The sequence below is a fragment of the Rahnella sp. PD12R genome (genome assembly GCF_019200965.1).
GTDB classification, from domain to species: Bacteria; Pseudomonadota; Gammaproteobacteria; order Enterobacterales; family Enterobacteriaceae; genus Rahnella; species Rahnella laticis.
Map to the genome: position 1 here is coordinate 290,705 of NZ_JAHTMS010000002.1, position 24,849 is coordinate 315,553.

A 24,849-nucleotide genomic window follows, 5' to 3' on the forward strand; every position below is an offset into this window, starting at 1 on the left:
CCCTGCTTTGCTTTTAAACGTAAGCGTTAAAACTTAAGTTTCAGAGCGTTATCTGACACTCCGCCAGTGTCGCCATTTCATTATGAACAGCGCAGGCAGCATCAATCAGCGGTAACGCCAGCGCGGCACCGCTGCCCTCGCCCAGACGCAAACTCAGATCAAAATAAGGCTGCAAACCCAGCGCCTCAAGGGCAATTGTCGCGCCCTGCTCCGCCGAAAGATGTGACGGAATAAGATACGGTTTCAGCGCCGGTGCCATCTGACAGGCCGCCAGTGCCGACGCGTAAGACAGGAAACCGTCCAGCACCACCGGAATTCCCGCCGCCGCCGCACCGATCATTGCGCCCGCCATACCGACAAGCTCGAACCCGCCGACTTTCGCCATCACATCCAGCGCATCCGCAGCATCCGGCTGATTCACCGCAATGGCTTTTTCCACCACGCTGATTTTATGGGCCAACCGCTCCGGCGGAAGATTAGCGCCCAGCCCGACCGTTTGCGCAGGGGCTGCGCCGGTGAGCACCGCCACCATCGCCGCCGCGGGCGTGGTGTTTGCCATGCCCAGCTCACCGACCGCCAGCAGAGATAACCCGCTTGCCGCTTTTGCAATCACACGCTCTGCGCTCCAGATCAGCAGCGATTCCGCCTGCTCACGGGTCATCGCCGGGCCGGTCGCAATATTGCCGGTGCCTTGCGCGACTTTGTGGTTCAGCGTGCCGGGAATGTCCGGGCCGAGTATCCCGCAGTCGACCAGCGTCACCTGCGCACCGGCGTTACGCGCCAGCACGGAAACACCGGCTTTTCCCTGCACAATATTCACCGCCTGAATTGCGGTGACGACCTGCGGCGAAGGCGTTACGCCTTCGTGCCATACGCCGTGATCGGCGGCCATCACCAGAATTTCTTTGCTGGGGAATTTCAGTGGTGCTTTACCGCGAATCGACGCCAGCTGAACGGCCAGTTGTTCCAGACGCCCGAGACTGCCCAGCGGTTTAACCAGGCTGTCCAGACGCTCTGCGGCAGCCCGTGCGGCCTCTGCGTCGGGTTCAGCAATCTGACGGATGATATTTGCCAGCGAAGCCATCGGTGTTCCTTATCGTGATTAAAAAGTTAAATACCGCTGTCGTTGAAACGTTGGATAACACAGGCGCCCGGGCTTAAATCGATTTCGCACAGGCAGCCTTGTTTAAACGGAAAGCGCCACATGTCAGCGGGCGCGAGTTTGAGCATCATCGCCAGCAGCAGGCTGAGCGACCCCTGATGCGCCACAATAGCCACGCGGTTTCCCTGCGGACGCAGGTGAATTTGCTGCAACGCCTGACGGATCCGCCCGGTGAATTCAGTGAAGGATTCGCCCTGAGGCACTGCCGCTTTTTGCCAGTCCTGACACCACTGCTGATAACCTTCTGCCTCCGAGGCCTCCAGCTCTTTGTGATGGCGCATTTCCCATTCGCCGAATCCCATTTCCCGGAGAAGAGGCTGGCTTTCTACAGCGATTTCGCGCCCTTTAACGATAAATTCTGCCGTGGCCAGGCTGCGCCGCATGCCGGAGTGGATCACGCAATCAAGCGGTGTTTGCGCCAGCTGGCGGGCGACGTGCTGCGCCTGGGTTTCGCCCTGCGCGGTCAGTGCGATATCGCTGCTGCCGCAGAAAACGCCGTCAACGTTTGCCTGAGTTTGTCCGTGTCGTATCAGATACAGTTTCATTTATTTTTTCCGGATCTCAGTGCCATAAAAGTAAGAACAGAAAAACCAGTTCGCTTAATTCGCAGGCCGCGCCTAACGTGTCACCGGTTTGTCCGCCTATGCGGCTGGCGACAAAGCGGCGGAAGGCAAAGGTAAAGCACAGCGTCACCAGCAGGGCAAACAGCGTGGAGAAACCGGCGATAAACAAAACCAGCGCAGCCATCAGCAGCAGCGTCGCATAAAAGCGCCCTTCGCTGATTTTGCCGATAAACAGGTTGCCCATGCCCGATTCCCGCGCGTAAGACTGCCTGAACATCATGACGGACATCATTCCCCGCCCGATAACCGGCGTTACGACCAGCACTGCAAACACTGCCAGCCCGTCGGCGCTTAACTGATAAATCAGCGTCGCGCGCAGCAAAATAGCGACAATCAGTGCCAGTGCGCCGTTGGTGCCAATGCGGCTGTCGCGCATAATCTCCAGAATGCGCTCCCGGCTGCGTACCGAAAACAACCCGTCGCAGGTGTCCGCCAGCCCGTCAAGGTGCAGTGCGCCGGTCAGCATAATGTGAGCGATAACCGCGGCAACCGCCGCCGGAAATGCGCCAACGTGCGGAACCAGAATCCCCCAGACCAGCGCAGAAAGCAGGCCGACTACCAGCCCGACGAATGGGAAACACACAATCCCGCGCGGGTAATCTTTCATTTCAACACCGTCACACCAGCGTTCTTTTACCGGTATGCGGGTGAGGAACTGCAACGTCGCGAGAAACAGACGCCATGTCATCATCGTAATATCCTTTTTACGCAGAAGTTTTTACCGGCACCGGGATCCCGGAAACCACCAGATATACGTCATCCGCCGCAGCCGCCAGTTGCTGGTTCACCCGCCCGGCGATGTCACGAAAGCGCCGCGACAACAGGTTATCCGGCACAATCCCCATACCGACTTCATTGGTGACGATAATCACTTCCGTTTCACAATGCTGCGCGGCGTCCGCCAGTCCAGTGATTTGCGCCAGAATATGCTGTTCGATGGCGGTGAAATCCATGGCTTCCGGCTCAGATTCACCGGCCATATCAAACAGCAGATTTGTGATCAGCGTTGTGATGCATTCAATCACGATCGTCGGGAATTCAGTCTGCTTCAGGCGCACAACGTCGCCTAAATCACGGTGACTTTCAAACGTGTGCCAGTGCGCCGGACGCTGCTGCTGGTGGAAGCGGATCCGCTCGGCCATTTCCGCATCCGTCACCGCTGACGTGGCGATATACAACACGTCTCCGCCCCGCTTTTCTGCGATCTGTTCAGCAAAACGACTTTTACCGCTGCGCGCACCGCCGGTAATCAGCATCATAATCGGCTCCCTTTGGATTGAGCGAACAATCATGTTTCGCCCTGATTTTTGTGCAAAAAAAACCGCAGCCGGTGAGAGCTGCGGTTTATGAGCATAACGGTTAGCCTTTCGCTTGTCAGCGATTAACCCCGTTTAGCCGGTCCGGTGGTACGACGTGCCGGAGCCACAGACGTGTGGCGCTTCACGGCGCGACGGATCTGGTTGGCTTTAACACGACGACGATCGCGCTCAACCGGCAGTTTGCTGACGGTTTCTTCGGTCATATCGACCAGTATGCGCAGATAGTTGATGTCCGGCAGATCCAGCTCTTTATAGCCGCCGCGAGGCAGGCCTTTAGGCAGGTTCAGGTCACCGTAACGCACGCGGATCAGACGGCTCACCTGAACGCCAACGGCTTCCCACAGACGGCGAACTTCGCGGTTACGCCCTTCTGTCAGGGTCACGTTGTACCACTGATTCAGGCCTTCGCCGCCCTGGAATTTGATGGAGCGGAAAGCGGCAGGGCCGTCTTCCAGCTGAACGCCACGGCTCAGTTGTTTGATTTTTTCATCATCAACCTGACCGAATACACGTACCGCATACTCACGTTCCACTTCACGGCTCGGGTGCATCAGGCGGTTAGCCAGTTCACCGTCGGTGGTGAATAACAACAGACCGGAGGTGTTAACGTCCAGACGACCCACGGCAATCCAGCGTGAACCGCGCATTTTCGGCAAACGGTCAAAGACGGTCGGACGCCCTTCCGGATCACTGCGCGTACACAGTTCGCCTTCCGGTTTGTAGTACGCCAGCACGCGGCAGACGGTGTCTTGAGACTCCATCACCGACAGGATGTGGCCGTCGAGACGGATTTTTGTCCCGCCGGTGACTTCAACACGATCGCCCAGCGTTGAGATTTTACCGTCAACGCTGACGCGGCCAGCCTGGATCATCGCTTCAACTTCACGACGTGAACCGTGGCCCGCACGCGCGAGAACTTTTTGCAGTTTTTCAGTTTGCCCTTCGGTGCTGTCCAGCGCATTTTTCGGCTTCTGGTACTTCACTTCTTCTTCGTCACCGTTTTCATCAAACAGTGCTTCAGCTTTAGGCTTGGTGCCACGTGGTTTCAGCGGACGCTTTTTATCATCACGCGCGTTGTCCGGACGTGCCGGTTTGCCCATGCGGGGTTTTTCAATGCGGGAATCAGAACGTGAATCGCTGCGACCTGCGTCAGCACGCGGTTTATCGGTACGCGGTTTGTCAGAACGTGGCTTATCGGTACGTGGCTTTTCACCACGCTTTTCAGCCCGCGACGGTTCCGGACGGCTTTTCGCTGCGCCGGAATTTCTGCCGCTTTTAGGCTTGTCACCAGACGAACGTGCCGGTTTGGATTTGTCGCTGGTGTGCTTCTGGGAATTATACTTCTCGCTCATTGAGCAGCCTCATTTGTCGCCTTCACAGGCGTCGGGGGGAGCCGGCAGCACAATGTGACCCATTGTCTGCCCGCCAAAATTCGTTTATTGCGCTTTAATACAACGACTTACAAAAAAGTCAGCCCGCCATTATACACATTTATCCGCAATTTGTATCCTGCTAAGGGATTTGCGGGCTGATTATTTTTCAAACAAGCAGTTACCGGAACGGCGTGGGATCGCCCGCGCCTTCGCGGACCACTTCCGGCGATGACTCGGTCAGATCGATGACCGTGGTCGGCTGCTGGCCCAGCGAACCGCCGTCAATGACCAGATCGACCAGTTTGCCCAGGTGATCTTTGATGTCTTCCGGATCAGACTCCGCAAAGTCATTGCCCGGCAGCATCAGCGTGGTGGACATCAGCGGCTCGCCCAGCGCGTCGAGCAGTGCAATTGCAATCGGGTTGGACGGCACGCGTAAACCGATCGTCTTACGCTTTTCGCTCATCAGACGGCGCGGCACTTCTTTCGTCGCTTTCAGAATAAACGTGTAGTTACCCGGCGTATTATTTTTGATCAGACGGAAAGCTGAGTTATCCACGTACGCGTATGTGGAAAGCTCAGACAAATCGCGGCAGACCAGCGTGAAGTTGTGGTTACCGTCCAGCTGACGGATACGGCAAATGCGCTCCATCGCGTTCTTTTCTTCCAGGCGACAGCCCAGCGCGTAGCCCGAATCGGTCGGGTAAACGATCACATTCCCTTTGCGCAGCAATTCAACCGCCTGACTGATCAGACGTGGCTGCGGATTTTCAGGATGAATATAGAAATATTGACTCATTGTTCCTCTCAATTCTTTTCAGGTCTGCCCTCTGTGACGTCAGCGTAAAAAATGACGTCATAAAGCAGGGTTCAGACCAGTTCAATTTCTGGCTTTTTTTCGGTGACCGGCCAGTTTTTCCACACCGGTTCCACACCTGCGGGAAGCCAAAGTTTGCGCCCCAGTTCAATCCACGAGCAGGGCTGATGGAAATCAGAACCTTGCGAAGCCAGCAGTTGATAATCGCGGGCAAAGGCCGCCAGCTGCGCGCGTTCGTTCGGCGCCTGCTGACACTGCGCGACTTCCATCGCATCACCGCCATGCTCAGAAAAATAGGCCAGCAGGCGTTTCAGCCATTTTGTCGACAGGTCATAACGTCCCGGATGCGCGACAACGGCCTGCCCGCCAGACTGATGAATAGCTTCAATAGATTGTTCTATTGTACACCACTGTGGCGGAACGTAGCCGGTCTTGCCTTTGGCGAGGTACTTTTTGAAGACCTGCGCGATGTTATCCGCCGCACCAAATTCAACCAGATACCGGGCAAAATGTGCGCGTGTGACCGCACCGCCCTGCGCCAGACGCAACGCTCCTTCCCACGCACCTTCGATGCGTGCTTTCGCCAACCGGCGACCCATTTCCTGCGCGCGCTGCTGGCGGAGTTCAGCCTGACTTTTCAGCAGACTCACCATCGCCGGATGTTCAGGGTCAATGCCTAATCCGACAATATGAATCTCATGGTTTTCCCACAGCGTCGAAATCTCAACGCCGTTCACCAGTTGCAGCGGAAGTTGCTTGCTGGCTATCGCCTGCGCTGCACGCGCCAGCCCTTCGATGCTGTCGTGATCGGTGATCGCCAGAACGCCAACCCGCATTTCAACGGCGCGGGCCACCAGCGCTTCGGGCGTTAAATAGCCGTCCGATGCGGTAGTGTGGCTGTGGAGATCGTAGATCCTGAATGCAGTGCCGGAAGTCTGATCGTCTGCTGAGGGTGAAGCTGTTGTTGGCGAAGTCATCGTCACGTCGGGGATTTAACCTGTTTCTGAATGCAGCACTTATCATAACGCGTTAGCGCTGTGCACGTTAGGGATGATTTCACCCGGTTTTTACGCACGGTTACGGTGCGATAACAATCTGACCGCACTAAAGGTGTGAAATCAGACAAATTGAGGGTTGACTTTGCCTTCATGAACTAGTTTACTAGTACGCAAGTTCACGGGATGATTCAGTAATGAACGGCGTGACAAACGAATTCAGAAAGTTTAGGTTTTAAGAACGCGCAGTTCTTATAAACACGAACTTTCCCAAACTTAAAAAGAGTGTCTGATGATGAAAACTCACATGATGGCGGTTCTCAGCTGGTGGCGTACTTCCCCTTGTCGGGCGGAGTAATCACGCATAGCTGTCATCAGACGCTGCAAGATTTCCGAAGCCCGCTTAACGCGGGCTTTTTTGTGGCCGTCTGTTTGAAAACGTTCAGAAAATTTCAGGAAGCAAAATGACTATTCAAAAACCACGTTTAGAATTGCTGACCGCACAAGGATGTTACCGCGGCGATCCAACGGCCATCTTTCATCAACTGTGCGGCGCGCGTCCGGCGACCCTGCTGCTGGAATCCTCAGAAGTCACCAGCAAGGAAAACCTGAAGAGCCTGTTGATTGTCGACAGCGCCCTGCGCATCACCGCGCTGGGTTCCCGGGTTTCCATTCAGGCACTGACACCGAACGGTGCGTCGTTGCTGCCGCTGATCGACAGCGCGCTGCCGTCTGAAATTCGCAATGACGTTCGCCCGAATGGCCGCGAACTGACTTTCCCGGCGATCGACCAGATGCAGGATGAAGATGCCCGTCTGCGTTCCCGCTCTGTTTTCGACGCCCTGCGCAGCATTCTGACTTCGGTGGAATCACCGGCACACGAGCGTGAAGCGATGTTCCTCGGCGGCCTGTTTGCTTATGACCTTGTTGCCGGTTTTGAAGATTTGCCGCAGTTAGCGTCCGACCAGCGTTGCCCGGATTTCTGCTTCTATCTGGCAGAAACCCTGCTGGTGCTCGACCACCAGAACCGCACCTGCCGTTTGCAGGCCAGCCTGTTTACGCCGTCTTCTGAGGAAAAACAGCGTCTGCATGAGCGTCTGGAACAGCTGCAACATCAGCTGCAATTGCCGCCACATAACATCCCGCACCAGAGCGTGCCGGAAATGCAGCTGAGCGTGAACCAGACCGATGAGGTTTTTGGTGCCGTGGTTGAGAAAATGAAAGTGGCGATCCGCGCCGGTGAAATCTTCCAGGTTGTGCCGTCACGCCGTTTCTCCCTGCCATGCCCTGCTCCGCTGGCGGCCTACGAAACGCTGAAAAACAACAACCCAAGTCCGTATATGTTCTTCATGCAGGACAACGATTTCACGCTGTTCGGCGCGTCACCGGAAAGCGCACTGAAATACGATGCAACTAACCGCCAGATTGAAATTTACCCGATTGCCGGTACCCGCCCGCGTGGTCGCCGTGCTGACGGCTCGCTGGATTTGGATCTCGACAGCCGCATCGAACTGGAAATGCGCACCGACCATAAAGAGCTGGCCGAGCATCTGATGCTGGTGGATTTAGCGCGTAACGATCTGGCGCGTATCTGCGAGCCGGGCAGCCGTTACGTCGCGGACCTGACCAAAGTTGACCGTTATTCCTTCGTGATGCATCTGGTGTCCCGCGTTGTTGGTACGCTGCGCGCCGATCTGGATGTGCTGCACGCTTATCAGGCCGTCATGAATATGGGCACGCTGACCGGCGCACCAAAAGTCCGCGCCATGCAGCTGATTTCAGCCTCTGAGCAAACCCGTCGAGGCAGTTACGGCGGCGCAGTGGGCTATTTCACCGCACACGGTGATCTGGACACCTGCATCGTCATCCGCTCCGCGTATGTGGAAGACGGCATTGCCACCGTTCAGGCGGGCGGCGGCGTGGTGCTCGATTCCGTTCCACAAGCCGAAGCTGACGAAACCCGTAATAAAGCCCGTGCCGTGCTGCGTGCCATCGCCACTGCCCACAATGCGAAAGAGGTATTTTAAGATGGCCGACATTTTACTCATCGATAACGTGGATTCCTTTACGTACAACCTGGTCGATCAGCTGCGTTCAAGCGGCCATAACGTGGTGATTTACCGCAATCAGATCCCGGCTGACGTGATTATCGAAAAACTCAGCCAGCTGGAAAAACCGGTGCTGGTGCTTTCTCCGGGCCCGGGTACACCGTCTGAAGCGGGCTGTATGCCGGAACTGCTGAAACGCTTGCGCGGTCAGTTACCGATTATCGGTATCTGTCTCGGACATCAGGCGATTGTGGAAACCTACGGCGGTTTCGTCGGTCAGGCAGGTGAAATCCTGCACGGTAAAGCCTCTTCTATTACGCATGACAACGAAGCGATGTTTGCGGGGATGAATAACCCGCTGCCGGTGGCGCGTTATCACTCGCTGGTCGGCAGTCAGATCCCGGAAGGGCTGACGGTTAACGCCCGTTACGGCGACATGGTGATGGCGGTGCGTCACGAAGAAGATCGCGTTTGCGGCTTCCAGTTCCATCCGGAATCCATTTTAACTTCACAGGGTGCGCGTCTGCTTGAGCAGACACTGGCCTGGGCTTTGGCGTAAGGAGAACTGTCATGAAAACGCAAACTATCCCCGGCATTCTCGAAAATCTGTATCAGGCTCAGGCGATGACACAGGAAGAAAGCCAGCAATTATTTACCGCCATCGTGAACGGTGAGCTGGAACCCGCGCAGTTAGCGGCGGCGCTGATCAGCATGAAGGTGCGCGGCGAGCAGCCCGCTGAAATCGCCGGTGCCGCAAAAGCGTTACTGGCACACGCCGAGCCGTTCCCGCGCCCTGATTACCCGTTCGCGGATATCGTCGGCACCGGCGGCGACGGCACCAACAGCATTAATATTTCCACCGCCAGCGCCTTTGTGGCGGCAGCCTGTGGTGCACGCGTGGCGAAACACGGCAACCGCAGCGTGTCCAGCCGTTCAGGTTCATCGGATTTACTGGCCGCTTTCGGCATTCGTCTGGATATGCCAGCGGAAGAGTCCCGCGCGGCGCTGGACGACTTGAATGTGTGCTTCCTGTTCGCACCGCAATATCACACCGGTTTCCGCCATGCGATGCCGGTGCGTAAAGCGCTGAAAACCCGCACGCTGTTCAACGTGCTTGGCCCGCTGATTAACCCGGCGCGTCCGCCGCTGGCACTGATTGGCGTGTACAGCCCGGAACTGGTGAAGCCGATTGCAGAAACCCTGCGCGCCCTCGGTTACGAGCGTGCGGCGGTGGTTCACGGCGGCGGAATGGATGAAGTGGCGATTCACTCGGCAACACAGGTTGCTGAACTGAAAGACGGCGAAATCACCACCTATGAAGTGACACCGCAGGACTTCGGGCTGGACAATTATCCGATCGAATCCCTGCTGGGCGGCGAGCCGGAAGAAAACCGTGACATTCTGGCACGCTTATTACAAGGTAAAGGTGATCCGGCCCATGAAGCCGCGGTAGCCGTCAATGTGGCGATGTTACTGCGTCTTTTCGGCCAGGAAGATTTGAAGCAAAACGCTCAACAGGCTTTAGATGTCATGCGCAGCGGTGAACCGTACCAGCGCGTGACTGCATTGGCAGCAAGAGGATAAGTGATGCAGCAGGAAACCGTGCTCCACAAGATTGTTCGCGATAAGGAAGTTTGGGTCGCGGAACGTAAAGAACAACAACCGCTGGCCAGCTTTCAGAACGAAATAACTCAAAGCCAGCGCAGTTTTTACGACGCGCTTCAGGGCGCAAGAACGGCTTTTATTCTTGAGTGCAAGCAGGCTTCTCCTTCCAAAGGAAAGATCCGCGAGAACTTTGATCCGGTAGAAATTGCCGGTGTTTACAAAAACTACGCATCGGCCATTTCCGTTCTGACGGACGAAAAATACTTCCAGGGCAGCTTTGATTTTCTGCCGCTGGTGAGCAAAACCGTCACGCAGCCGGTGCTGTGCAAAGACTTCATTATCGACCCGTATCAGATTCATCTGGCGCGCTTTTATCAGGCCGATGCCATTTTGCTGATGCTTTCCGTACTCAACGATGAACAATACGTGCAGCTCGCCGCCGTCGCACACAGCCTGAATATGGGCGTGCTCACCGAAGCCAGTAATGAAGAAGAGCTGGAACGTGCGGTGAATCTGAAAGCGAAAGTGGTCGGTATCAATAACCGTGATCTGCGCGATCTGTCGATTGACCTGAACCGTACGCGTGAACTGGCACCCCGCGTGCCGCACGGCGTGACGGTCATCAGCGAATCCGGCATTAATACCTACGGCCAGATCCGCGAACTCAGCCGTTTTGCCAACGGTTTCCTGATTGGCAGCGCGCTGATGTCAGAGCCAGACCTGAACACCGCCGTCAGCCGTGTGCTGCTTGGCGACAACAAAGTGTGCGGCCTGACCCGTGCGCAGGATGCGAAAGCCGCCCATGATGCCGGTGCGATTTACGGCGGACTAATTTTTGTCGACGCCTCTCCGCGTTTCGTGACGCAGCCGCAGGCGAAAGAAGTGCAAAACGGCGCACCGCTGAAATACGTCGGCGTATTCCGCGATACGCCACTGGCTGACGTCGCGCAAACCGCTCAGGCGCTGAATCTCACCGCCGTGCAACTTCATGGCGATGAAGATCAGGCGTATATCGACGCCCTGCGCAGCGAGCTGCCTTCTGCGGTGCAGATCTGGAAAGCGCTGAGCGTGAAAGACACGATGCCGGCACGCAATCTGAATCACGTTGACCGTTATGTTCTCGATAACGGTAAAGGTGGAACAGGGCATCGTTTCGACTGGAGCAAGCTGGCCGGGCAAGACCTGAGCAATGTTCTGCTGGCCGGTGGCCTGAGCGCAGATAATTGCGTCGAAGCCGCGCAACTTGGGTGTGCGGGTCTGGATTTCAATTCAGGCGTCGAGAGCGAACCGGGCATTAAAGATGCGGGTAAAATTACCGCCGTATTCCAGACATTGCGGGCTTATTAATTCCCCGCAGTGACGCAAAAATTGACAGACAGGATGGAATCACATGACTTTACTTAATCCCTATTTCGGCGAATTTGGCGGCCAGTACGTCCCGCAAATTCTGATGCCTGCGCTGGTGCAGCTGGAAGAAGCTTTTGTCAGCGCGCAGCGTGACCCGGCGTTTCAGGCTGAATTCATCGATTTACTGAAAAACTATGCAGGCCGCCCGACGGCGCTGACATTGTGTAAAAACCTGACCGCAGGCACTAAAACCAAGCTGTATCTCAAGCGTGAAGATCTGCTGCACGGTGGCGCACACAAAACAAACCAGGTGCTGGGTCAGGCGTTGCTGGCAAAGCGCATGGGCAAGACCGAAATCATCGCTGAAACCGGTGCCGGTCAGCACGGTGTGGCATCCGCTCTGGCCTGTGCCCTGCTCGGCCTGAAATGCCGGATTTATATGGGCGCGAAAGACATTGAACGCCAGTCACCGAACGTGTTCCGTATGCGTCTGATGGGCGCTGAAGTGATCCCGGTTCACAGCGGTTCTTCCACGCTGAAAGATGCCTGTAACGAGGCGCTGCGCGACTGGTCTGGCAGCTACGAAACCGCTCACTATATGCTGGGAACCGCTGCGGGCCCGCATCCGTATCCGACGATTGTGCGTGAATTCCAGCGCATGATTGGCGAAGAAACCAAAGCGCAAATGCAGGAACGCGAAGGCTGTCTGCCGGACGCCGTGATCGCCTGCGTCGGCGGTGGCTCTAACGCCATCGGCATGTTTGCTGATTTCATCGATGACACCAGCGTGAAGCTGATCGGTGTTGAACCGGGCGGGCTGGGTATCGAAACCGGGCAACACGGCGCGCCGCTTAAACACGGACACGTTGGTATCTATTTCGGGATGAAAGCCCCGATGATGCAAACCTCAGAAGGCCAGATTGAAGAATCTTATTCCATTTCTGCCGGTCTGGATTTCCCGTCTGTCGGGCCGCAGCATGCTTTCCTGAACAGCATCGGCCGCGCGGAATATGTGTCGATTACCGATGATGAAGCGCTGGACGCCTTTAAAGAATTGTCCCGCCATGAAGGGATTATTCCGGCACTGGAATCTTCACACGCGCTGGCTTATGCGCTGAAACTCATCAAGGAAACGCCAGAGAAAGAACAAATTCTGGTGGTGAATCTTTCTGGCCGCGGCGATAAAGATATTTTCACCGTACATGACATCCTGACTGCCCGGGGAGAAATTTAATGGAACGTTATCAGCAATTATTTAAGCGTCTGGAAAGCAAAAAAGAAGGTGCCTTTGTTCCCTTCGTGACGCTGGGCGATCCGGGCGTTGAACTGTCGCTCTCTATTATTGACACGCTGATTGAAGCCGGTGCCGACGCACTCGAGCTGGGCATTCCGTTCTCTGATCCGCTGGCCGATGGTCCGACGATTCAGAACGCCAACCTGCGCGCGTTTGCCGCCGGTGTGACGCCAACGCAATGCTTCAATATGCTGGCGCGCATTCGCGAAAAACATCCGGATATCCCGATTGGCCTGCTGATGTACGCCAACCTGGTGTTCCATAACGGCATTGAAACTTTCTACCAGCGTTGCGCTGAAGTGGGCGTAGACTCCGTACTGGTTGCCGACGTGCCGTTTGAAGAATCTGCCCCGTTCCGTGCGGCGGCGTTACGTCACGGCATCGCGCCGATCTTCATCTGCCCGCCGAATGCGTCAGACGATCTGCTGCGTGAGATTTCCTCTCATGGCCGCGGCTACACCTATTTGCTGTCACGCGCCGGTGTGACCGGGACGGAAAAACGCGCCCTGACACCGCTGAATCATCTGGTGGATAAACTGCGTGAATATAACGCAGCGCCGCCTTTGCAGGGCTTCGGTATTTCTGAACCTTCACAGGTGAAAGAAACGCTGGCCGCCGGTGCGGCGGGTGCGATTTCCGGTTCCGCGACGGTACGCATCATCGAGAATAATCAGCATCAGCCATCAGAAATGCTGGCTCAGCTTTCCCGTTTCGTCAGTGAAATGAAAGCCGCCACCCGCGCATAATCACAAGCGTTTCGGCGAACAGAACCTTATTCAATGCCTGACTAAGGTTCTGTTTCTTTTAAATTCTTACGTTTTTTTTCTCCATTCGATTTGTATAAACCCCGCCAATAATCCAAACTAAAATCACTCGGCAAATCAATAACAATACGGGTGCTCGAAGTATTGTTTGCCTGAGTCTGAATCGGGTGACTTTTGGTTTTATAACAAAGCATGGAGAGTTATTTATGAAGCTATTCAAGACATTGTCTGCTTTCTGCATTGCCGCTGTGGTCGTCATGGCCGTGGCTGCCTGCGCACCGACAAAAAAATCTGAAGGCACGGGTGGTTACATCGATGACACCGTAGTCACCACGAAAGTCAAATCCGCCCTGCTGGCCGATAAGACCATCAAATCACGGGAAATCAGCGTTGAGACCTTCAAAGGCCGCGTTCAGTTAAGTGGTTTCGTGACGTCAACGGCAGATGCAAACCGTGCGGTAGAAGTCACGCGTGGCGTGGCGGGTGTACGTTCCATCGAGAACGATATGCGACTGAAATAATCAGAGATCTTTCTGATGAAATGCGAAGAGGCGCCAGAGCGCCTCTTTTTTTATGCAACGTGACACGCAATATCAGAAACGATAGCCGACGCCAAACATAAAGACCCATGGATCAATCCGGGTGTTGATGTTTTGCTGCTCGCCACCCGCTTTGAATTTAACTTCTGTATCGATATCCATCCACCAGACGGACATGTTGATCAGCCAGTTATCATCCAGGTTATAATCCAGACCCGCCTGCGTGGCCACGCCCCAGGAATCTTTCACGCTCAGATCAGAAAGCCCGGCATCACGCCCGGTCTGGTTGAAATTCGTATCGTAGAACGTGGTGTAGTTGATACCCAAACCGAGGTACGGACGCAGTTTGTCACGCTTATCCCCGAAGTAGTATTGCGCCATCAATGACGGCGGTAACTGTTTAACTTCAGCGATTGTTCCGGTGCTATTCAGACCGACTTTATGCTGGAACGGCGTCGCAGCCAGCAGTTCCATCCCGATGTTGTCGGTGAACATGTAGCCGAGCGTCAAACCCATCTGCGTGTTGTTATTGATGTTAAAAGAACCCAGCCCCAGCACGTTGTCTGAACCTTCGGTTGGACGAACGGTTGCTGTCCCTACACGAACAATCACATCCCCTGCTTCATGTGCGCTCGCGATTGCCGGAAATGCCGCTGCTGCCACTAATGCCCAATATGCTGCTTTCATTGTCCCTTCCCTTTGTATGGTTTATTTATTGGCCGCGCGAATGATACCTACTCTTTGGTACGGTTTGATCAATGCGGGATCACATCTTTAAAACAATTTTCCAGAAATTGCATCTTTCTCAATCCGATCTAAATCTCTAAAAACAAAGGAATTGATCTGCATCAAAAACGAGGGGATTTTGCTGTTTCATGAAAGCCCGAAATTTCAGTTGCTAAAAAAAATGCCGCTGCGTAATTTGCATGAACCCTGTTGGTTTTGGTTTGGTGCCGTAAGGAGTCGGTAGCTTCCCAAGATGAGCGAAATTAATAATCCTTGTATGACCTGTGGCGCATGCTGCGCCTATTTCCGTGTTTCATTTTATTGGGCTGAATCTGAAGAGGCTGGCGGCGTTGTTCCGCAGGCACTGACAGAGCAAGTCACGCCTTTTTTGAGCTGCATGAAAGGCACCAACAGCAAGACGCCTCGCTGTGTGGCTCTGGAAGGGGAAGTGGGACAATCGGTTTCCTGTTCTGTTTACCTTAACCGCCCGACACCCTGCCGCGAGTTTGATCAGTCGGGGCTGAACGGTGTCGCCAATACGGCCTGCGATCGCGCACGTGCGCGTTACGGCCTGCCGCCGCTGGATGTGGATTTACCGATGATTGATGTCGGGGCTTTCACGCCAGTGCTGGCAGAGGTTCATCAGGCTGACTGACAGGAAGTCAGCGCAAAAGTATCGGCGGGGGCCTATTACAGGTTACAATCCCCGCCTTGTTATTTTTAGCTTGTGCCAAGGAGCGTCCATGTCTATCACGGCCAGTACGTTGTACCGTGACAGTTATAATTTTTCGCGTAATCAGCTGAGTAGCGTTTTCGCGCTTTCCCTGCTGGCCGCATTAATTACCGTCATATTGAGCTGGATTTTAAGCCCGTCAGCCGATCAGCTTGATGCTATCGGGCAACTTATGAACAACATGGCGGGCATGAGCGTCGCCGATATGATGGGTTTCATTGAACAACAGGTCACGCCGGAACAGCAAAGCGCCATTTTCCGCTACAGCATTGCGGCGCTGTTCTCAACGCTTGCCGGAAATGTGATTCTGGTTGGCGGGATCCTGACGCTGATCCAGCTGGTTTCACAGGGCGTGCGCGCCAGCGTAACCCAGGTGGTGACCGCTTCTTTGCCTGTGTTGCCGCGCTTAATCCTTTTGCTGTTCGTCTTCAGCGTGATGTTCCGTCTCGGTCTGGCACTGCTTTTCGTGCCTGCATTTCTGATTGCCATTGCCTGGTCAATGTCGCCAATCATCGCCTGTAAAGAGCAGGTCGGGATGTTTAAAGCCATGCGCCTGAGCACCCGTCTGGCCTTCAGCCATGTGCGCCTGGTTGCGCCGGGCGTTTTGATGTGGATTCTGGCGCAGGTGGTTCTGATGCTTTTCGTCGGCGCGTTAAGTGCGTTGAATCCGATGATAAGCGCGGTGATTTTCGGCGCGCTCAGCAATGTCATCACGGCATTTATCCTGATTTATCTGTTCCGTCTTTACATGAAATTACATGTTTAATAGTGACATAACTTTTTAAGGGGCGCTCCGGCGCCCTTTTCTTTTGTCCGGTAAATGATTCCGGTATAGTCATCACAAACATAAAACATGGAATGAAGTATGAAGCAGCTCCTCGATTTTCTTCCCCTGATTGTCTTTTTTGTGGTTTATAAGCTTTACGACATTTTTGTCGCATCAGGCGCGTTGATCGCTGCCACTGCGCTGGCGTTAGTCATCACCTGGGTGATGTATCGCAAAATTGAGAAAATGACGTTAATCACCTTCGCCATGGTGGCTGTTTTTGGCACCCTGACGCTGGTCTTCCATAATGATGAATTCATTAAATGGAAAGTCACCGTCATTTACGTTCTGTTCTCCGGCGCTTTACTGATAAGCCAGCTGGTTCTGAAAAAGCCTCTGATTCAGCGCATGTTGGGCAAAGAGCTGACGCTTCCCGACCACGTCTGGAATAAGCTGAATGTCAGCTGGGCGATTTTCTTCCTGCTGTGCGGTCTGGCAAATATCTACGTGGCTTTCTGGCTGCCACAGAATATCTGGGTTAACTTCAAAGTGTTCGGGCTGACTGTTCTGACGCTGGTCTTCACGCTGCTCAGCGGCATCTATATTTACCGGCACATGCCGGATGATGAAAAAAAATAAGCATTCTTCTGCACGGGCCTTCTTTTGAAGGCCTTCGTTGTTTTGAATAAAACATTGATCACTGTGAAGCAATCAAACATGAACGAAAAACAAAGTTTACCCAATGGTGAAATGGTACTGCGCACGCTGGCCATGCCGGCTGACACCAATGCAAACGGCGATATCTTTGGCGGATGGCTGATGTCACAGATGGACATGGGCGGCGCGATCCAGGCGAAGGAAATCGCTAAAGGCCGCGTAGTGACCGTTCGTGTGGACGGCATGACGTTCCTCAAGCCAGTAGCGGTAGGTGATGTGGTGTGTTGTTATGCACGCTGTATTCGTACCGGCAACAGCTCGATCACCATCAACGTTGAAGTGTGGGTGAAGAAGGTCTCCTCTGAGCCTATCGGACAGCGCTACAGAGCCACTGAAGCGGTGTTCACGTACGTTGCGGTAGATGAGTCTGGAAAATCCCGCCAGCTGCCTGATGGCCGCAGCAATTTCAGTGTCGATTCTGGCGGTGTTTCTCAGGATTAAACAGAACACGAACAGTATGAAAGACAAAGGTCGCCATGAAGGCGACCTTTTTTATGGAGCAACGGGCACGATGCCGCTTTATTCGACGGTGGTGCCGCCTTTGATTTTGAACACCAGGTTAACCACTAAGTTGCTGGCGGCCTTCGGTTCGTAACGCCATTTCCCCATCGCCTGTTTCACTTCACGCTCAAACATATTGCGCGGCTCAGCGGAAAGGACGCGGATATTTTGTACGCGGCCATCACCGTCGACATCAAACTGCACGCGGACACGCCCTTCGATACGCAGCGCCAGCGCACGCGCCGGATACATGGGTTCACCACGTTGCAGCGGTCGCGGCCCGGTATTGCTCTGGGCATTGGTGGACGCAGGTGGCTGGCTCACTGGCTTCGTCACCGGCTGATTGCTGGTGACGGGCGCGGTTTGTACCGTTTGCGTTGGTTTTTCTACCGGACGTTCAACCGGTTTCACTTTTGGCTTCACGACCGGTTTTTTCACCGGCTTAGGTTTAGGCTTCGGCGGTTCCGGGATCACAACCGCTTCCGGCGGCGGCGGAGGCTCTGGCACCACTTCCGGTTCAGGCTCAGGTTCCGGCGGTGTTGGCTCAGGCTGTGGTGGCGGCGGAGGTGGCGCAAAGTCAGCCGGGTTGACCATCGTCACACTCATGACTTTTTGTTCCTGCGTCGGCAACTTGATTGACTCACCGACTGCCATGTACAAAACACCCGCAATAACAGCAACGTGCAAAGTGACAGAAAGAACGGCAGGCAACGTAACCTTGCGGATAAATCTAAACTTTTTTAGCGGCATAATGATTCATTTTCCCCGTGAAGCCGCAAGTTTAAATGTAAATAGCAATCATATTCAACACCGAGATGACAACTATTCTCAAATAACCTTTGCTTTGATCCCACGCAAAGCACTTTCCCCGGGCTTCAGGTTTAGCTATGTTGATTCTGCAAAATGATCTGACTGCCGATGGCGGCCAGAAATTGCTCAATAAAAACCCATTAAAGGTGACTCATGCTTTACGTTATTTATTCTGAAGACGTTTCCGACTCACTGGAAAAACGCACGCTTGCGCGCCCGGCGCACATCGAACGTCTGAAAATATTACAGGAACAAGGCCGCGTCCTGATTGGCGGCCCGACACCGGCCATCGACAGCGAAGATCCGGGCGCTGCGGGAATGACCGGTTCCCTGCTAGTCGTCGAATTTGAAACGCTGGAAGCCGCCAAAGTGTGGGCTGACGCTGATCCGTATGTTGCCGCAGGTGTCTACAAATCGGTGACGGTGAAACCGTTCAAACGCGTATTCTGATTTCCGGCGGGCAGTCTCATGCTGCCCGCCTTCTGCTTATCTGCGCTTCATCCCTGCCGCTGCCCTTCTTTTAAGCAACTTTACTTTTGCTTACAGCAATTGATTGTCTAAATATCCGGTTACCTGAACATTCACTGCATCACTTATTAATCAATACCGAGCGGAGAGCCCGATATGCAATGTCCTGTATGCAAAGAAAGTCAGCTGGTTATGTCAGAACGTCAGGGGATAGAAATCGACTATTGCCCGGATTGCCGTGGCGTCTGGCTGGATCGGGGAGAGCTGGATAAAATCATCGAGAAATCCGCTGTGATTCAGCAGACGGAACGCCCTTCCGCACCGCGCTATGAAGAACCTGCGCGCCGCGACGATCACCGCCATCACAGCGAGCATAACAATCGCGGGCACTATTCCTCACAAAAGCCGTATAAAAAGAAGAGTTTTCTTTCTGAGCTTTTCGACTGAGTAACGGAAAGCGCGCGCCGCAGCAGAAACGCTCTGGCGCCATTTCTCCAAAGCCGTCACATTGCTTTCATCCGTTGTGTGTTAGGATGCCTACCCCTGCCCACGAGGTAAGCACTATGTCATTCTTCGACGGATTGAAGTTTCTAACCAGTACGACCACGAAGGTCACCTGCCCGGAATGCGGTTACGTTTCTGAACAGATGAGCGCTAAAGTTCGCAAAAACTCCACGCTGGTGTGTAAAAAATGTGGCGCGCTGTTTCAGCCTAAATCCCGCTAATCACGCATTCCATTCGTAGTTCACGGCATACAATGACAAACGCTGATGTTGCTGATGATGAATCTGACGAATTCGGTAGATGTGACGATAGCGTCTCGACTGACCTTCCAGCCAGCGGCTTCTCCGGCGCTGAGTCTGGCGTAACATGCGCCAGCGGCCGACTTCATTTTTACTGCGTTTCATTCACCTGTGTCCCGTGATGACCGTTATTAACGGAAGCGTTTCTTAGCCGGAAAATTTCTCATCGTAAAAAACTGCGGGGACATTATAGGCCGATGACGTTGTGATCCAAGTCTTGTTTTTCCCTTATTCAGCGTTATCAGCTAACCTTGATGTCAGGACAGTGAAAGTTTTATTAATCGGATACAGATTTAAGAGGTAGCTGATTGATTGGTGGGATAAAGTTGGTTAAATGTTCCCCCCTTTCCCGTACACTCACTTCGACAGCTTGCGAACAGGATTTTTCGCCTTTATGACAACATTTTATACGGTAATCAGCGGACTTCTGGTTTTCGGTTACTGGTTACTGATTGCCGGCGTGACCTTGCGCATTTTGATGAAACGCCGCGCAGTGCCTTCCGCCATGGCGTGGTTGCTGATTATCTACATCATTCCGCTGGTCGGTATTATTGCCTATCTTTCATTCGGTGAACTGCATTTAGGTAAACGCCGCGCCGAGCGAGCAAAAGCCATGTGGCCTTCAACGGCGCGCTGGCTGAACGATCTCAAAGACTGCAAACGTATTTTTGCCACTGAAAACAGCGAAATTGCCGCGTCACTTTTTCAGCTCTGCGAACGCCGCCAGGGCATCGCCGGTGTTAAAGGCAATCAGCTGCAATTGCTGACAACCAGTGATGACGTGCTGAAAGCCATGATGCGCGACATCGGTCTGGCACGCAGCAACATCGAGATGGTGTTTTACATCTGGCAACCCGGCGGGCTTGTGGATCAGGTTGCAGAATCGCTGATGGCCGCATCGCGTCGCGGGATCCACTGCCGTCTGATGCTGGATTCCGCAGGCAGCGTCGCATTCTTCCGCAGCCCTTATCCGGCCATGATGCGCAATGCCGGTATTGAAGTTGTGGAAGCGTTGCAGGTGAATCTTTTCCGCGTGTTCCTGCGCCGCATGGACTTACGTCAGCACCGTAAAGTCGTGCTCATCGACAACTATGTGGCCTATACCGGCAGCATGAATATGGTCGATCCGCGCTTCTTTAAACAAAATGCCGGCGTGGGTCAGTGGATTGATCTGATGGCACGTATGGAAGGCCCGGTGGCGACCACCATGGGCATTGTGTATTCCTGTGACTGGGAAATTGAAACGGGTAAACGCATTCTGCCGCCCGAACCCGATCTCAATCAGATGCCGTTCGAGCAGGAAAGCGGCCATACGATTCAGGTGATCGCGTCCGGTCCGGGTTTCCCGGAAGATATGATCCATCAGGCGCTTCTGACCGCCACGTATTCTGCGCGTGAACAACTGGTGATGACCACGCCCTATCTCGTGCCGAGCGATGATTTATTGCACGCGATTTGTACCGCCGCACAGCGTGGCGTGGACGTCAGTATTATTCTGCCGATGAAGAATGATTCAATGATGGTTGGCTGGGCGAGCCGGGCATTCTTTGGCGAACTGCTGGAAGCTGGTGTCAAAATTTATCAGTTTGAAGACGGTCTGTTGCATACCAAAAGTATTCTGGTCGACGGCCAGCTCAGTCTGGTCGGCACCGTGAATCTGGATATGCGCAGCCTGTGGCTGAATTTCGAGATTACGCTGGTCATTGATGATGCCGGGTTTGGTGATGATCTGGGGCGTGTTCAGGAAGATTATATTGCCCGTTCGCATCTGCTGGATGTTGAGGCGTGGCTGAAACGGCCTTTCTGGCACCGCATCGTCGAACGTTTGTTCTACTTTTTCAGTCCGCTGCTGTAAAAGCCGCGTCGGGCGTGATGTAATACACGCAGTACCGGCTTGTATAAGCCTGAATACATTCATCTGTAAACGAGAATTAATATGGACCTGAATAATCGCCTGACCGAAGACGAAACGCTTGAACAAGCCTATGACATCTTTCTGGAGCTGGCCGGAGATAACCTTGATCCGGCAGATATCCTGATCTTCAATCTGCAATTTGAAGAACGCGGCGGCGCTGAATTATATGATCCGGCGGAAGACTGGGTTGAGCATGTTGATTTCGACTTAAACCCGGATTTCTTCGCCGAAGTCGTCATCGGCCTGGCCGATGCGGAAGACCAGCCGATTAATGATATTTTCGCACGCGTTTTATTGTGCCGCGAGAAAGATCACAAGCTGTGTCACATCCTCTGGAAAGAATAATCTTACCCGTCATCCTTCAAGCTGTCCCTGCGTTGGCTGCCTTCATTCACCCCGGTCACATACTTATGTATGCTCCCGGGAATTTATTCAGTTGCCGCCTTGATATAGCTTGAATGATTTAGGGTTAGTTGGATGCTGAAGAAGAAAAACCTGCCAATGGCAGGTTTTTTTATGCGTCAGTTTTGGCGCCTGGTCATCAGAGCGGATCAACTTTCAGGCAGGAAACCGCATGGCGGAAACTGCCTTCCAGCAACGGGCGGGTTATCGCACATTCCGGACCGGCAATCGGGCAGCGCGTACGGAACACACACCCGGATGGCGGGTTGATCGGCGAAGGCAACTCCCCTTCCAGCAGCTGGATGGTTTTGTTGCGCTCTTTGTCCGGGTCCGGAACCGGCACCGCAGACATCAGCGCGCGGGTATACGGATGCTGAGGATTGTTATACACCTCGTCATACGTGCCCAGCTCAACCGCGTGGCCCAGATACATCACCAGAACACGGTCAGAAATATGTTTAACCACCGCCAGATCGTGCGCGATGAAAATCAGTGACAGGCCCATTTCACGCTGCAATTGCTGCAACAGGTTGACGACCTGCGCCTGAATAGAAACGTCCAGCGCTGAAACCGGTTCGTCACAGATAATCAGTTTTGGCTCAAGGATCAGCGCGCGGGCAATACCGATACGCTGGCACTGGCCGCCCGAAAATTCGTGAGGGTAACGGTTGATCAGGTTAGGCAACAGCCCGACCTTCAGCATCATCGCCTTCACTTTTTCTTTCACCTCGGTACGAGGCATTTTCGGGTTATAGGTTTTCAGCGGCTCAGCGATGATTTCGCCGATGGTCATACGCGGATTCAGGGACGCCAGCGGATCCTGGAAAATCATCTGGATATCGCTGCGCGTGTGACGCCATTCGCTGTCAGACATGTTCAGCAGATCTTTGCCCAGCCAGGCCACACGCCCGTCTGTGGCTTTAACCAGGCCAATCAGTGCGCGGGCAAACGTCGATTTGCCGCAACCCGATTCGCCTACCACGCCCAGCGTTTCGCCTTCGTAAAGACGCAGCGTCACGCCGTCTACCGCTTTCAGCGTTTTGGACGATTGCCAGAACCATTGTTTGCCGTCTTTGATGTCGAAATGGACTTTAAGATCCGCCACTTCGAGCAGGACTTTTTTCTCGGGCGCGAACGAATTCATAGCCGCACTGTTCATTACTGTGTTGTCTGTCATACCAGTTCCTCCAGCGGCTTGTAGCAGGCACGTAAGCGACCATCACCGAAACGCTCAAGCGGCGGCGCAGAGGCACAAATATCCATGGCATGCGGGCAACGTGGCTGGAACGGACAGCCTTTCGGCAGACGCAGCAGGTTCGGCGGGTTGCCAGGAATGGTCAGCATCGCCCCACCCTCGGCATCCAGACGCGGAACTGCATTGAGCAGGCCGATGGAATACGGATGGCAAGGTTCGTAGAAGACATCGCGTGCGCGGCCATATTCCATGGTGCGACCGGCATACATCACCAGCACTTTGTCGCAAATACCGGCAACCACACCCAGGTCATGGGTAATCATGATAATGGCGGTATTAAACTCAGCTTTCAGCTCGTTGAGTAAGGTCATGATCTGCGCCTGAACGGTCACGTCCAGCGCCGTGGTTGGCTCATCGGCAATCAGCAATTTCGGGCGGCACAACAAGGCCATTGCAATCATGACGCGCTGGCGCATACCACCCGAGAATTCATGCGGGTACATTTTCATACGCTTGCGGGCTTCCGGCATTTTCACCGCATCCAGCATACGCACGGACTCTTCAAACGCTTCGCGTTTGCTCATCTTTTTGTGCAAAACCAGGACTTCCATCAGCTGTTCGCCAACGCGCATGTACGGGTTGAGGGACGTCATCGGATCCTGGAAAATCATCGAAATCTGTTCTGCACGCAGCTTATTCAGCTGGTGTTGTGGCAGGTTCAGGATTTCGCGACCGTTGAATTTCGCCGTTCCGCCGATGCGGCCGTTGCTGGCCAGCAACCCCATCAGGGCGAAGGCGGTCTGGGATTTACCGGAACCGGATTCCCCGACAATACCGAGCGTTTCACCGGCACGCAGATCGAAGTTAAGGTCGTTAACGGCGGTAACATCACCGTCCGGTGTCCCGAAGGTCACGCGCAGGTCTTTGACATCTAAAAGAATCGGCGACGCTGTGCCCTCAGTTGCGGCAGGTGCTGCAAATGTGGAATGTTCAATTGTGCTCATGGTCGCACTCCTTAACGATCTTTCGGGTCGAGGGCATCACGCAGGCCATCGCCGATAAAATTGAAACAGAACAGAGTGACAACCAGGAAACCTGCCGGGAACAGCAGCAACCAGGGTGAAACTTCCATCGAGTTGGCGCCGTCGCTCAGCAACGCGCCCCAGCTGCTCAGTGGCTCCTGCGTACCCAAACCCAGGAAGCTCAGGAAGGATTCGAACAGGATCATGCTTGGAACCAGCAGTGACGCATACACCACCACAACGCCCAGCACGTTAGGAACGATGTGACGCAAAACGATATTGCGCGTGTTCACACCACTCACCAGCGCGGCTTCGATGAATTCTTTGCGTTTCAGGCTGAGGGTCTGGCCGCGAACAATACGCGCCATGTCCAGCCAGGACACCATCCCGATTGCCACGAAGATCAACAGGATATTCTGCCCGAAGAACGTCACCAGCAGGATAACGAAGAACATGAACGGGAAGGAGTTAAGGATTTCCAGCAGGCGCATCATGGCGGAGTCGATTTTCCCCCCCAGATAGCCGGACAAAGATCCGTACAGCGTTCCGAGGATCACTGCCACCAGGGCCGCAGCCACACCTACCATCAGGGAAATGCGTCCGCCGATAGCCACACGCACCAGCAAATCACGGCCAGAAGAATCGGTGCCGAAATAGTGGTGAGAGGCGAAATCAGGCGCGCCAGACATCATGTTCCAGTCAGTATCGTCGTAGGCAAACTGTGACAACATCGGCGCAAACGTAACGAAGAGTGCGATAAATGCCAGCACAATCAGGCTGGTAACCGCAGCGCGGTTATGCATAAACCGGCGTCGCGCATCCTGCCACAAACTGCGGCCTTCAACTTCCAGCTTTTCGCTGAAGTTTTCGACGACGTCGCTATTTTTTTTACTTAAGATCATTGA

General features: G+C 54.1%; 27 protein-coding genes, 1 pseudogene and 1 other annotated feature. Of the genes and pseudogenes, 15 read left to right on the top strand and 13 right to left on the bottom strand.

Translation table 11 applies throughout. The features are described from left to right. Positions 1–40: 40 nt before the first annotated feature. The 7 genes from cobT to KWG64_RS05295 form a co-directional block, all read right to left on the bottom strand. Positions 41–1,084 (bottom strand): nicotinate-nucleotide--dimethylbenzimidazole phosphoribosyltransferase, encoded by a 1,044-nt coding sequence (gene cobT, locus KWG64_RS05265; protein WP_218521153.1) that lies wholly within the window; start codon positions 1,082–1,084, stop codon positions 41–43. A 26-nt stretch (positions 1,085–1,110) separates the two neighbouring features. Next, on the bottom strand, positions 1,111–1,707 hold the full coding sequence (cobC, locus tag KWG64_RS05270) for an alpha-ribazole phosphatase (RefSeq protein WP_218521154.1): 597 nt from the start codon (positions 1,705–1,707) through the stop codon (positions 1,111–1,113). Between the two features lie 16 nt (positions 1,708–1,723). Next, entirely contained in the window at positions 1,724–2,476 is a 753-nt protein-coding gene (gene cobS / locus KWG64_RS05275; protein WP_218521155.1) for an adenosylcobinamide-GDP ribazoletransferase, read from the bottom strand. Between the two features lie 13 nt (positions 2,477–2,489). Continuing rightward, complete coding sequence (gene cobU, locus KWG64_RS05280) at positions 2,490–3,044, bottom strand: bifunctional adenosylcobinamide kinase/adenosylcobinamide-phosphate guanylyltransferase (protein WP_218521156.1); 555 nt, start codon at positions 3,042–3,044, stop codon at positions 2,490–2,492. A gap of 122 nt (positions 3,045–3,166) precedes the next feature. Next, complete coding sequence (gene rluB / locus KWG64_RS05285) at positions 3,167–4,087, bottom strand: 23S rRNA pseudouridine(2605) synthase RluB (RefSeq protein ID WP_255562107.1); 921 nt, start codon at positions 4,085–4,087, stop codon at positions 3,167–3,169. Between the two features lie 568 nt (positions 4,088–4,655). Further along, entirely contained in the window at positions 4,656–5,276 is a 621-nt protein-coding gene (locus tag KWG64_RS05290; protein ID WP_195812569.1) for an L-threonylcarbamoyladenylate synthase, read from the bottom strand. Between the two features lie 71 nt (positions 5,277–5,347). After that, the gene (locus tag KWG64_RS05295) at positions 5,348–6,271 is read right to left on the bottom strand and encodes a PHP domain-containing protein (protein ID WP_255562092.1); all 924 of its coding nucleotides are present in this window, start codon (positions 6,269–6,271) and stop codon (positions 5,348–5,350) included. Between the two features lie 337 nt (positions 6,272–6,608). Next, positions 6,609–6,711: a sequence feature (Trp leader region), on the top strand. Positions 6,712–6,753: 42 nt separating this feature from the next. Between KWG64_RS05295 and KWG64_RS05300 the strand changes: the two genes are divergently transcribed. From KWG64_RS05300 to KWG64_RS05330, 6 genes and pseudogenes are all read left to right on the top strand, one after another. Continuing rightward, on the top strand, positions 6,754–8,316 hold the full coding sequence (locus tag KWG64_RS05300; protein WP_218521157.1) for an anthranilate synthase component 1: 1,563 nt from the start codon (positions 6,754–6,756) through the stop codon (positions 8,314–8,316). A gap of 1 nt (position 8,317) precedes the next feature. Continuing rightward, positions 8,318–9,921, top strand: a pseudogene (trpD, locus tag KWG64_RS25605) (bifunctional anthranilate synthase glutamate amidotransferase component TrpG/anthranilate phosphoribosyltransferase TrpD). 3 nt (positions 9,922–9,924) lie between these two features. Next, complete coding sequence (gene trpCF / locus KWG64_RS05315) at positions 9,925–11,289, top strand: bifunctional indole-3-glycerol-phosphate synthase TrpC/phosphoribosylanthranilate isomerase TrpF (RefSeq protein ID WP_218521158.1); 1,365 nt, start codon at positions 9,925–9,927, stop codon at positions 11,287–11,289. A gap of 43 nt (positions 11,290–11,332) precedes the next feature. After that, entirely contained in the window at positions 11,333–12,523 is a 1,191-nt protein-coding gene (trpB, locus tag KWG64_RS05320; protein ID WP_152325927.1) for a tryptophan synthase subunit beta, read from the top strand. Continuing rightward, a complete protein-coding gene (gene trpA, locus KWG64_RS05325) occupies positions 12,523–13,329 on the top strand; it encodes a tryptophan synthase subunit alpha (RefSeq protein WP_095921656.1) in 807 nt (268 codons plus the stop codon). The genes trpB and trpA overlap by 1 nt, the downstream gene beginning before the upstream one ends. Positions 13,330–13,553: 224 nt before the next feature. After that, positions 13,554–13,868, top strand: coding sequence for a BON domain-containing protein (locus KWG64_RS05330; RefSeq protein ID WP_218521159.1), 315 nt, complete (start codon positions 13,554–13,556; stop codon positions 13,866–13,868). A gap of 72 nt (positions 13,869–13,940) precedes the next feature. Here KWG64_RS05330 and ompW read toward each other — a convergent pair whose 3' ends face one another. Further along, entirely contained in the window at positions 13,941–14,573 is a 633-nt protein-coding gene (ompW, locus tag KWG64_RS05335; RefSeq protein WP_195812572.1) for an outer membrane protein OmpW, read from the bottom strand. Between the two features lie 292 nt (positions 14,574–14,865). Here ompW and KWG64_RS05340 point away from each other — a divergent pair, with 292 nt between their 5' ends. From KWG64_RS05340 to yciA, 4 genes are all read left to right on the top strand, one after another. Next, on the top strand, positions 14,866–15,267 hold the full coding sequence (locus KWG64_RS05340) for a YkgJ family cysteine cluster protein (RefSeq protein ID WP_218521160.1): 402 nt from the start codon (positions 14,866–14,868) through the stop codon (positions 15,265–15,267). Between the two features lie 88 nt (positions 15,268–15,355). Beyond that, positions 15,356–16,111: a YciC family protein gene (locus KWG64_RS05345; protein WP_218521161.1), complete on the top strand. Its 756-nt coding sequence runs from the start codon at positions 15,356–15,358 to the stop codon at positions 16,109–16,111. Between the two features lie 99 nt (positions 16,112–16,210). After that, on the top strand, positions 16,211–16,750 hold the full coding sequence (locus tag KWG64_RS05350; protein ID WP_152325921.1) for a septation protein A: 540 nt from the start codon (positions 16,211–16,213) through the stop codon (positions 16,748–16,750). A gap of 78 nt (positions 16,751–16,828) precedes the next feature. Further along, positions 16,829–17,269, top strand: coding sequence for an acyl-CoA thioester hydrolase YciA (gene yciA / locus KWG64_RS05355; RefSeq protein ID WP_104921632.1), 441 nt, complete (start codon positions 16,829–16,831; stop codon positions 17,267–17,269). A 78-nt stretch (positions 17,270–17,347) separates the two neighbouring features. Here the strand turns inward: yciA and KWG64_RS05360 are convergent, their stop codons facing one another. Next, positions 17,348–18,079, bottom strand: a complete 732-nt coding sequence (locus tag KWG64_RS05360) for an energy transducer TonB (RefSeq protein ID WP_218521162.1) — start codon at positions 18,077–18,079, stop codon at positions 17,348–17,350. A gap of 213 nt (positions 18,080–18,292) precedes the next feature. Here KWG64_RS05360 and KWG64_RS05365 point away from each other — a divergent pair, with 213 nt between their 5' ends. The 3 genes from KWG64_RS05365 to KWG64_RS05375 all read left to right on the top strand — a co-directional run bounded on the left by KWG64_RS05365 (position 18,293) and on the right by KWG64_RS05375 (position 19,332). Next, entirely contained in the window at positions 18,293–18,589 is a 297-nt protein-coding gene (locus KWG64_RS05365; RefSeq protein ID WP_218521163.1) for a YciI family protein, read from the top strand. Positions 18,590–18,763: 174 nt separating this feature from the next. Next, positions 18,764–19,054: a zf-TFIIB domain-containing protein gene (locus tag KWG64_RS05370; RefSeq protein ID WP_218521164.1), complete on the top strand. Its 291-nt coding sequence runs from the start codon at positions 18,764–18,766 to the stop codon at positions 19,052–19,054. Positions 19,055–19,170: 116 nt separating this feature from the next. Next, positions 19,171–19,332 carry a YnfU family zinc-binding protein gene (locus KWG64_RS05375; protein WP_015697086.1) on the top strand — a complete coding sequence of 54 codons (162 nt, stop codon included), beginning with the start codon at positions 19,171–19,173 and terminating at the stop codon, positions 19,330–19,332. Here the strand turns inward: KWG64_RS05375 and KWG64_RS05380 are convergent, their stop codons facing one another. Then, positions 19,333–19,515, bottom strand: a complete 183-nt coding sequence (locus tag KWG64_RS05380; protein WP_015697085.1) for a YciY family protein — start codon at positions 19,513–19,515, stop codon at positions 19,333–19,335. It abuts the gene before it with no gap. A gap of 289 nt (positions 19,516–19,804) precedes the next feature. Between KWG64_RS05380 and cls the strand changes: the two genes are divergently transcribed. Next, complete coding sequence (cls, locus tag KWG64_RS05385) at positions 19,805–21,265, top strand: cardiolipin synthase (protein ID WP_195812577.1); 1,461 nt, start codon at positions 19,805–19,807, stop codon at positions 21,263–21,265. A gap of 75 nt (positions 21,266–21,340) precedes the next feature. Next, on the top strand, positions 21,341–21,670 hold the full coding sequence (locus KWG64_RS05390; RefSeq protein WP_195812954.1) for an HI1450 family dsDNA-mimic protein: 330 nt from the start codon (positions 21,341–21,343) through the stop codon (positions 21,668–21,670). Between the two features lie 196 nt (positions 21,671–21,866). Here KWG64_RS05390 and oppF read toward each other — a convergent pair whose 3' ends face one another. Genes oppF through oppC form a run of 3 tightly spaced genes read right to left on the bottom strand, consistent with a single transcriptional unit; the run spans position 21,867 to position 24,846 of the window. Further along, entirely contained in the window at positions 21,867–22,871 is a 1,005-nt protein-coding gene (oppF, locus tag KWG64_RS05395; protein WP_218521382.1) for a murein tripeptide/oligopeptide ABC transporter ATP binding protein OppF, read from the bottom strand. 29 nt (positions 22,872–22,900) lie between these two features. Continuing rightward, positions 22,901–23,926, bottom strand: a complete 1,026-nt coding sequence (locus KWG64_RS05400) for an ABC transporter ATP-binding protein (RefSeq protein WP_195824549.1) — start codon at positions 23,924–23,926, stop codon at positions 22,901–22,903. 11 nt (positions 23,927–23,937) lie between these two features. Beyond that, entirely contained in the window at positions 23,938–24,846 is a 909-nt protein-coding gene (gene oppC, locus KWG64_RS05405) for an oligopeptide ABC transporter permease OppC (protein ID WP_152325915.1), read from the bottom strand. Between the last annotated feature and the right edge of the window lie 3 nt (positions 24,847–24,849).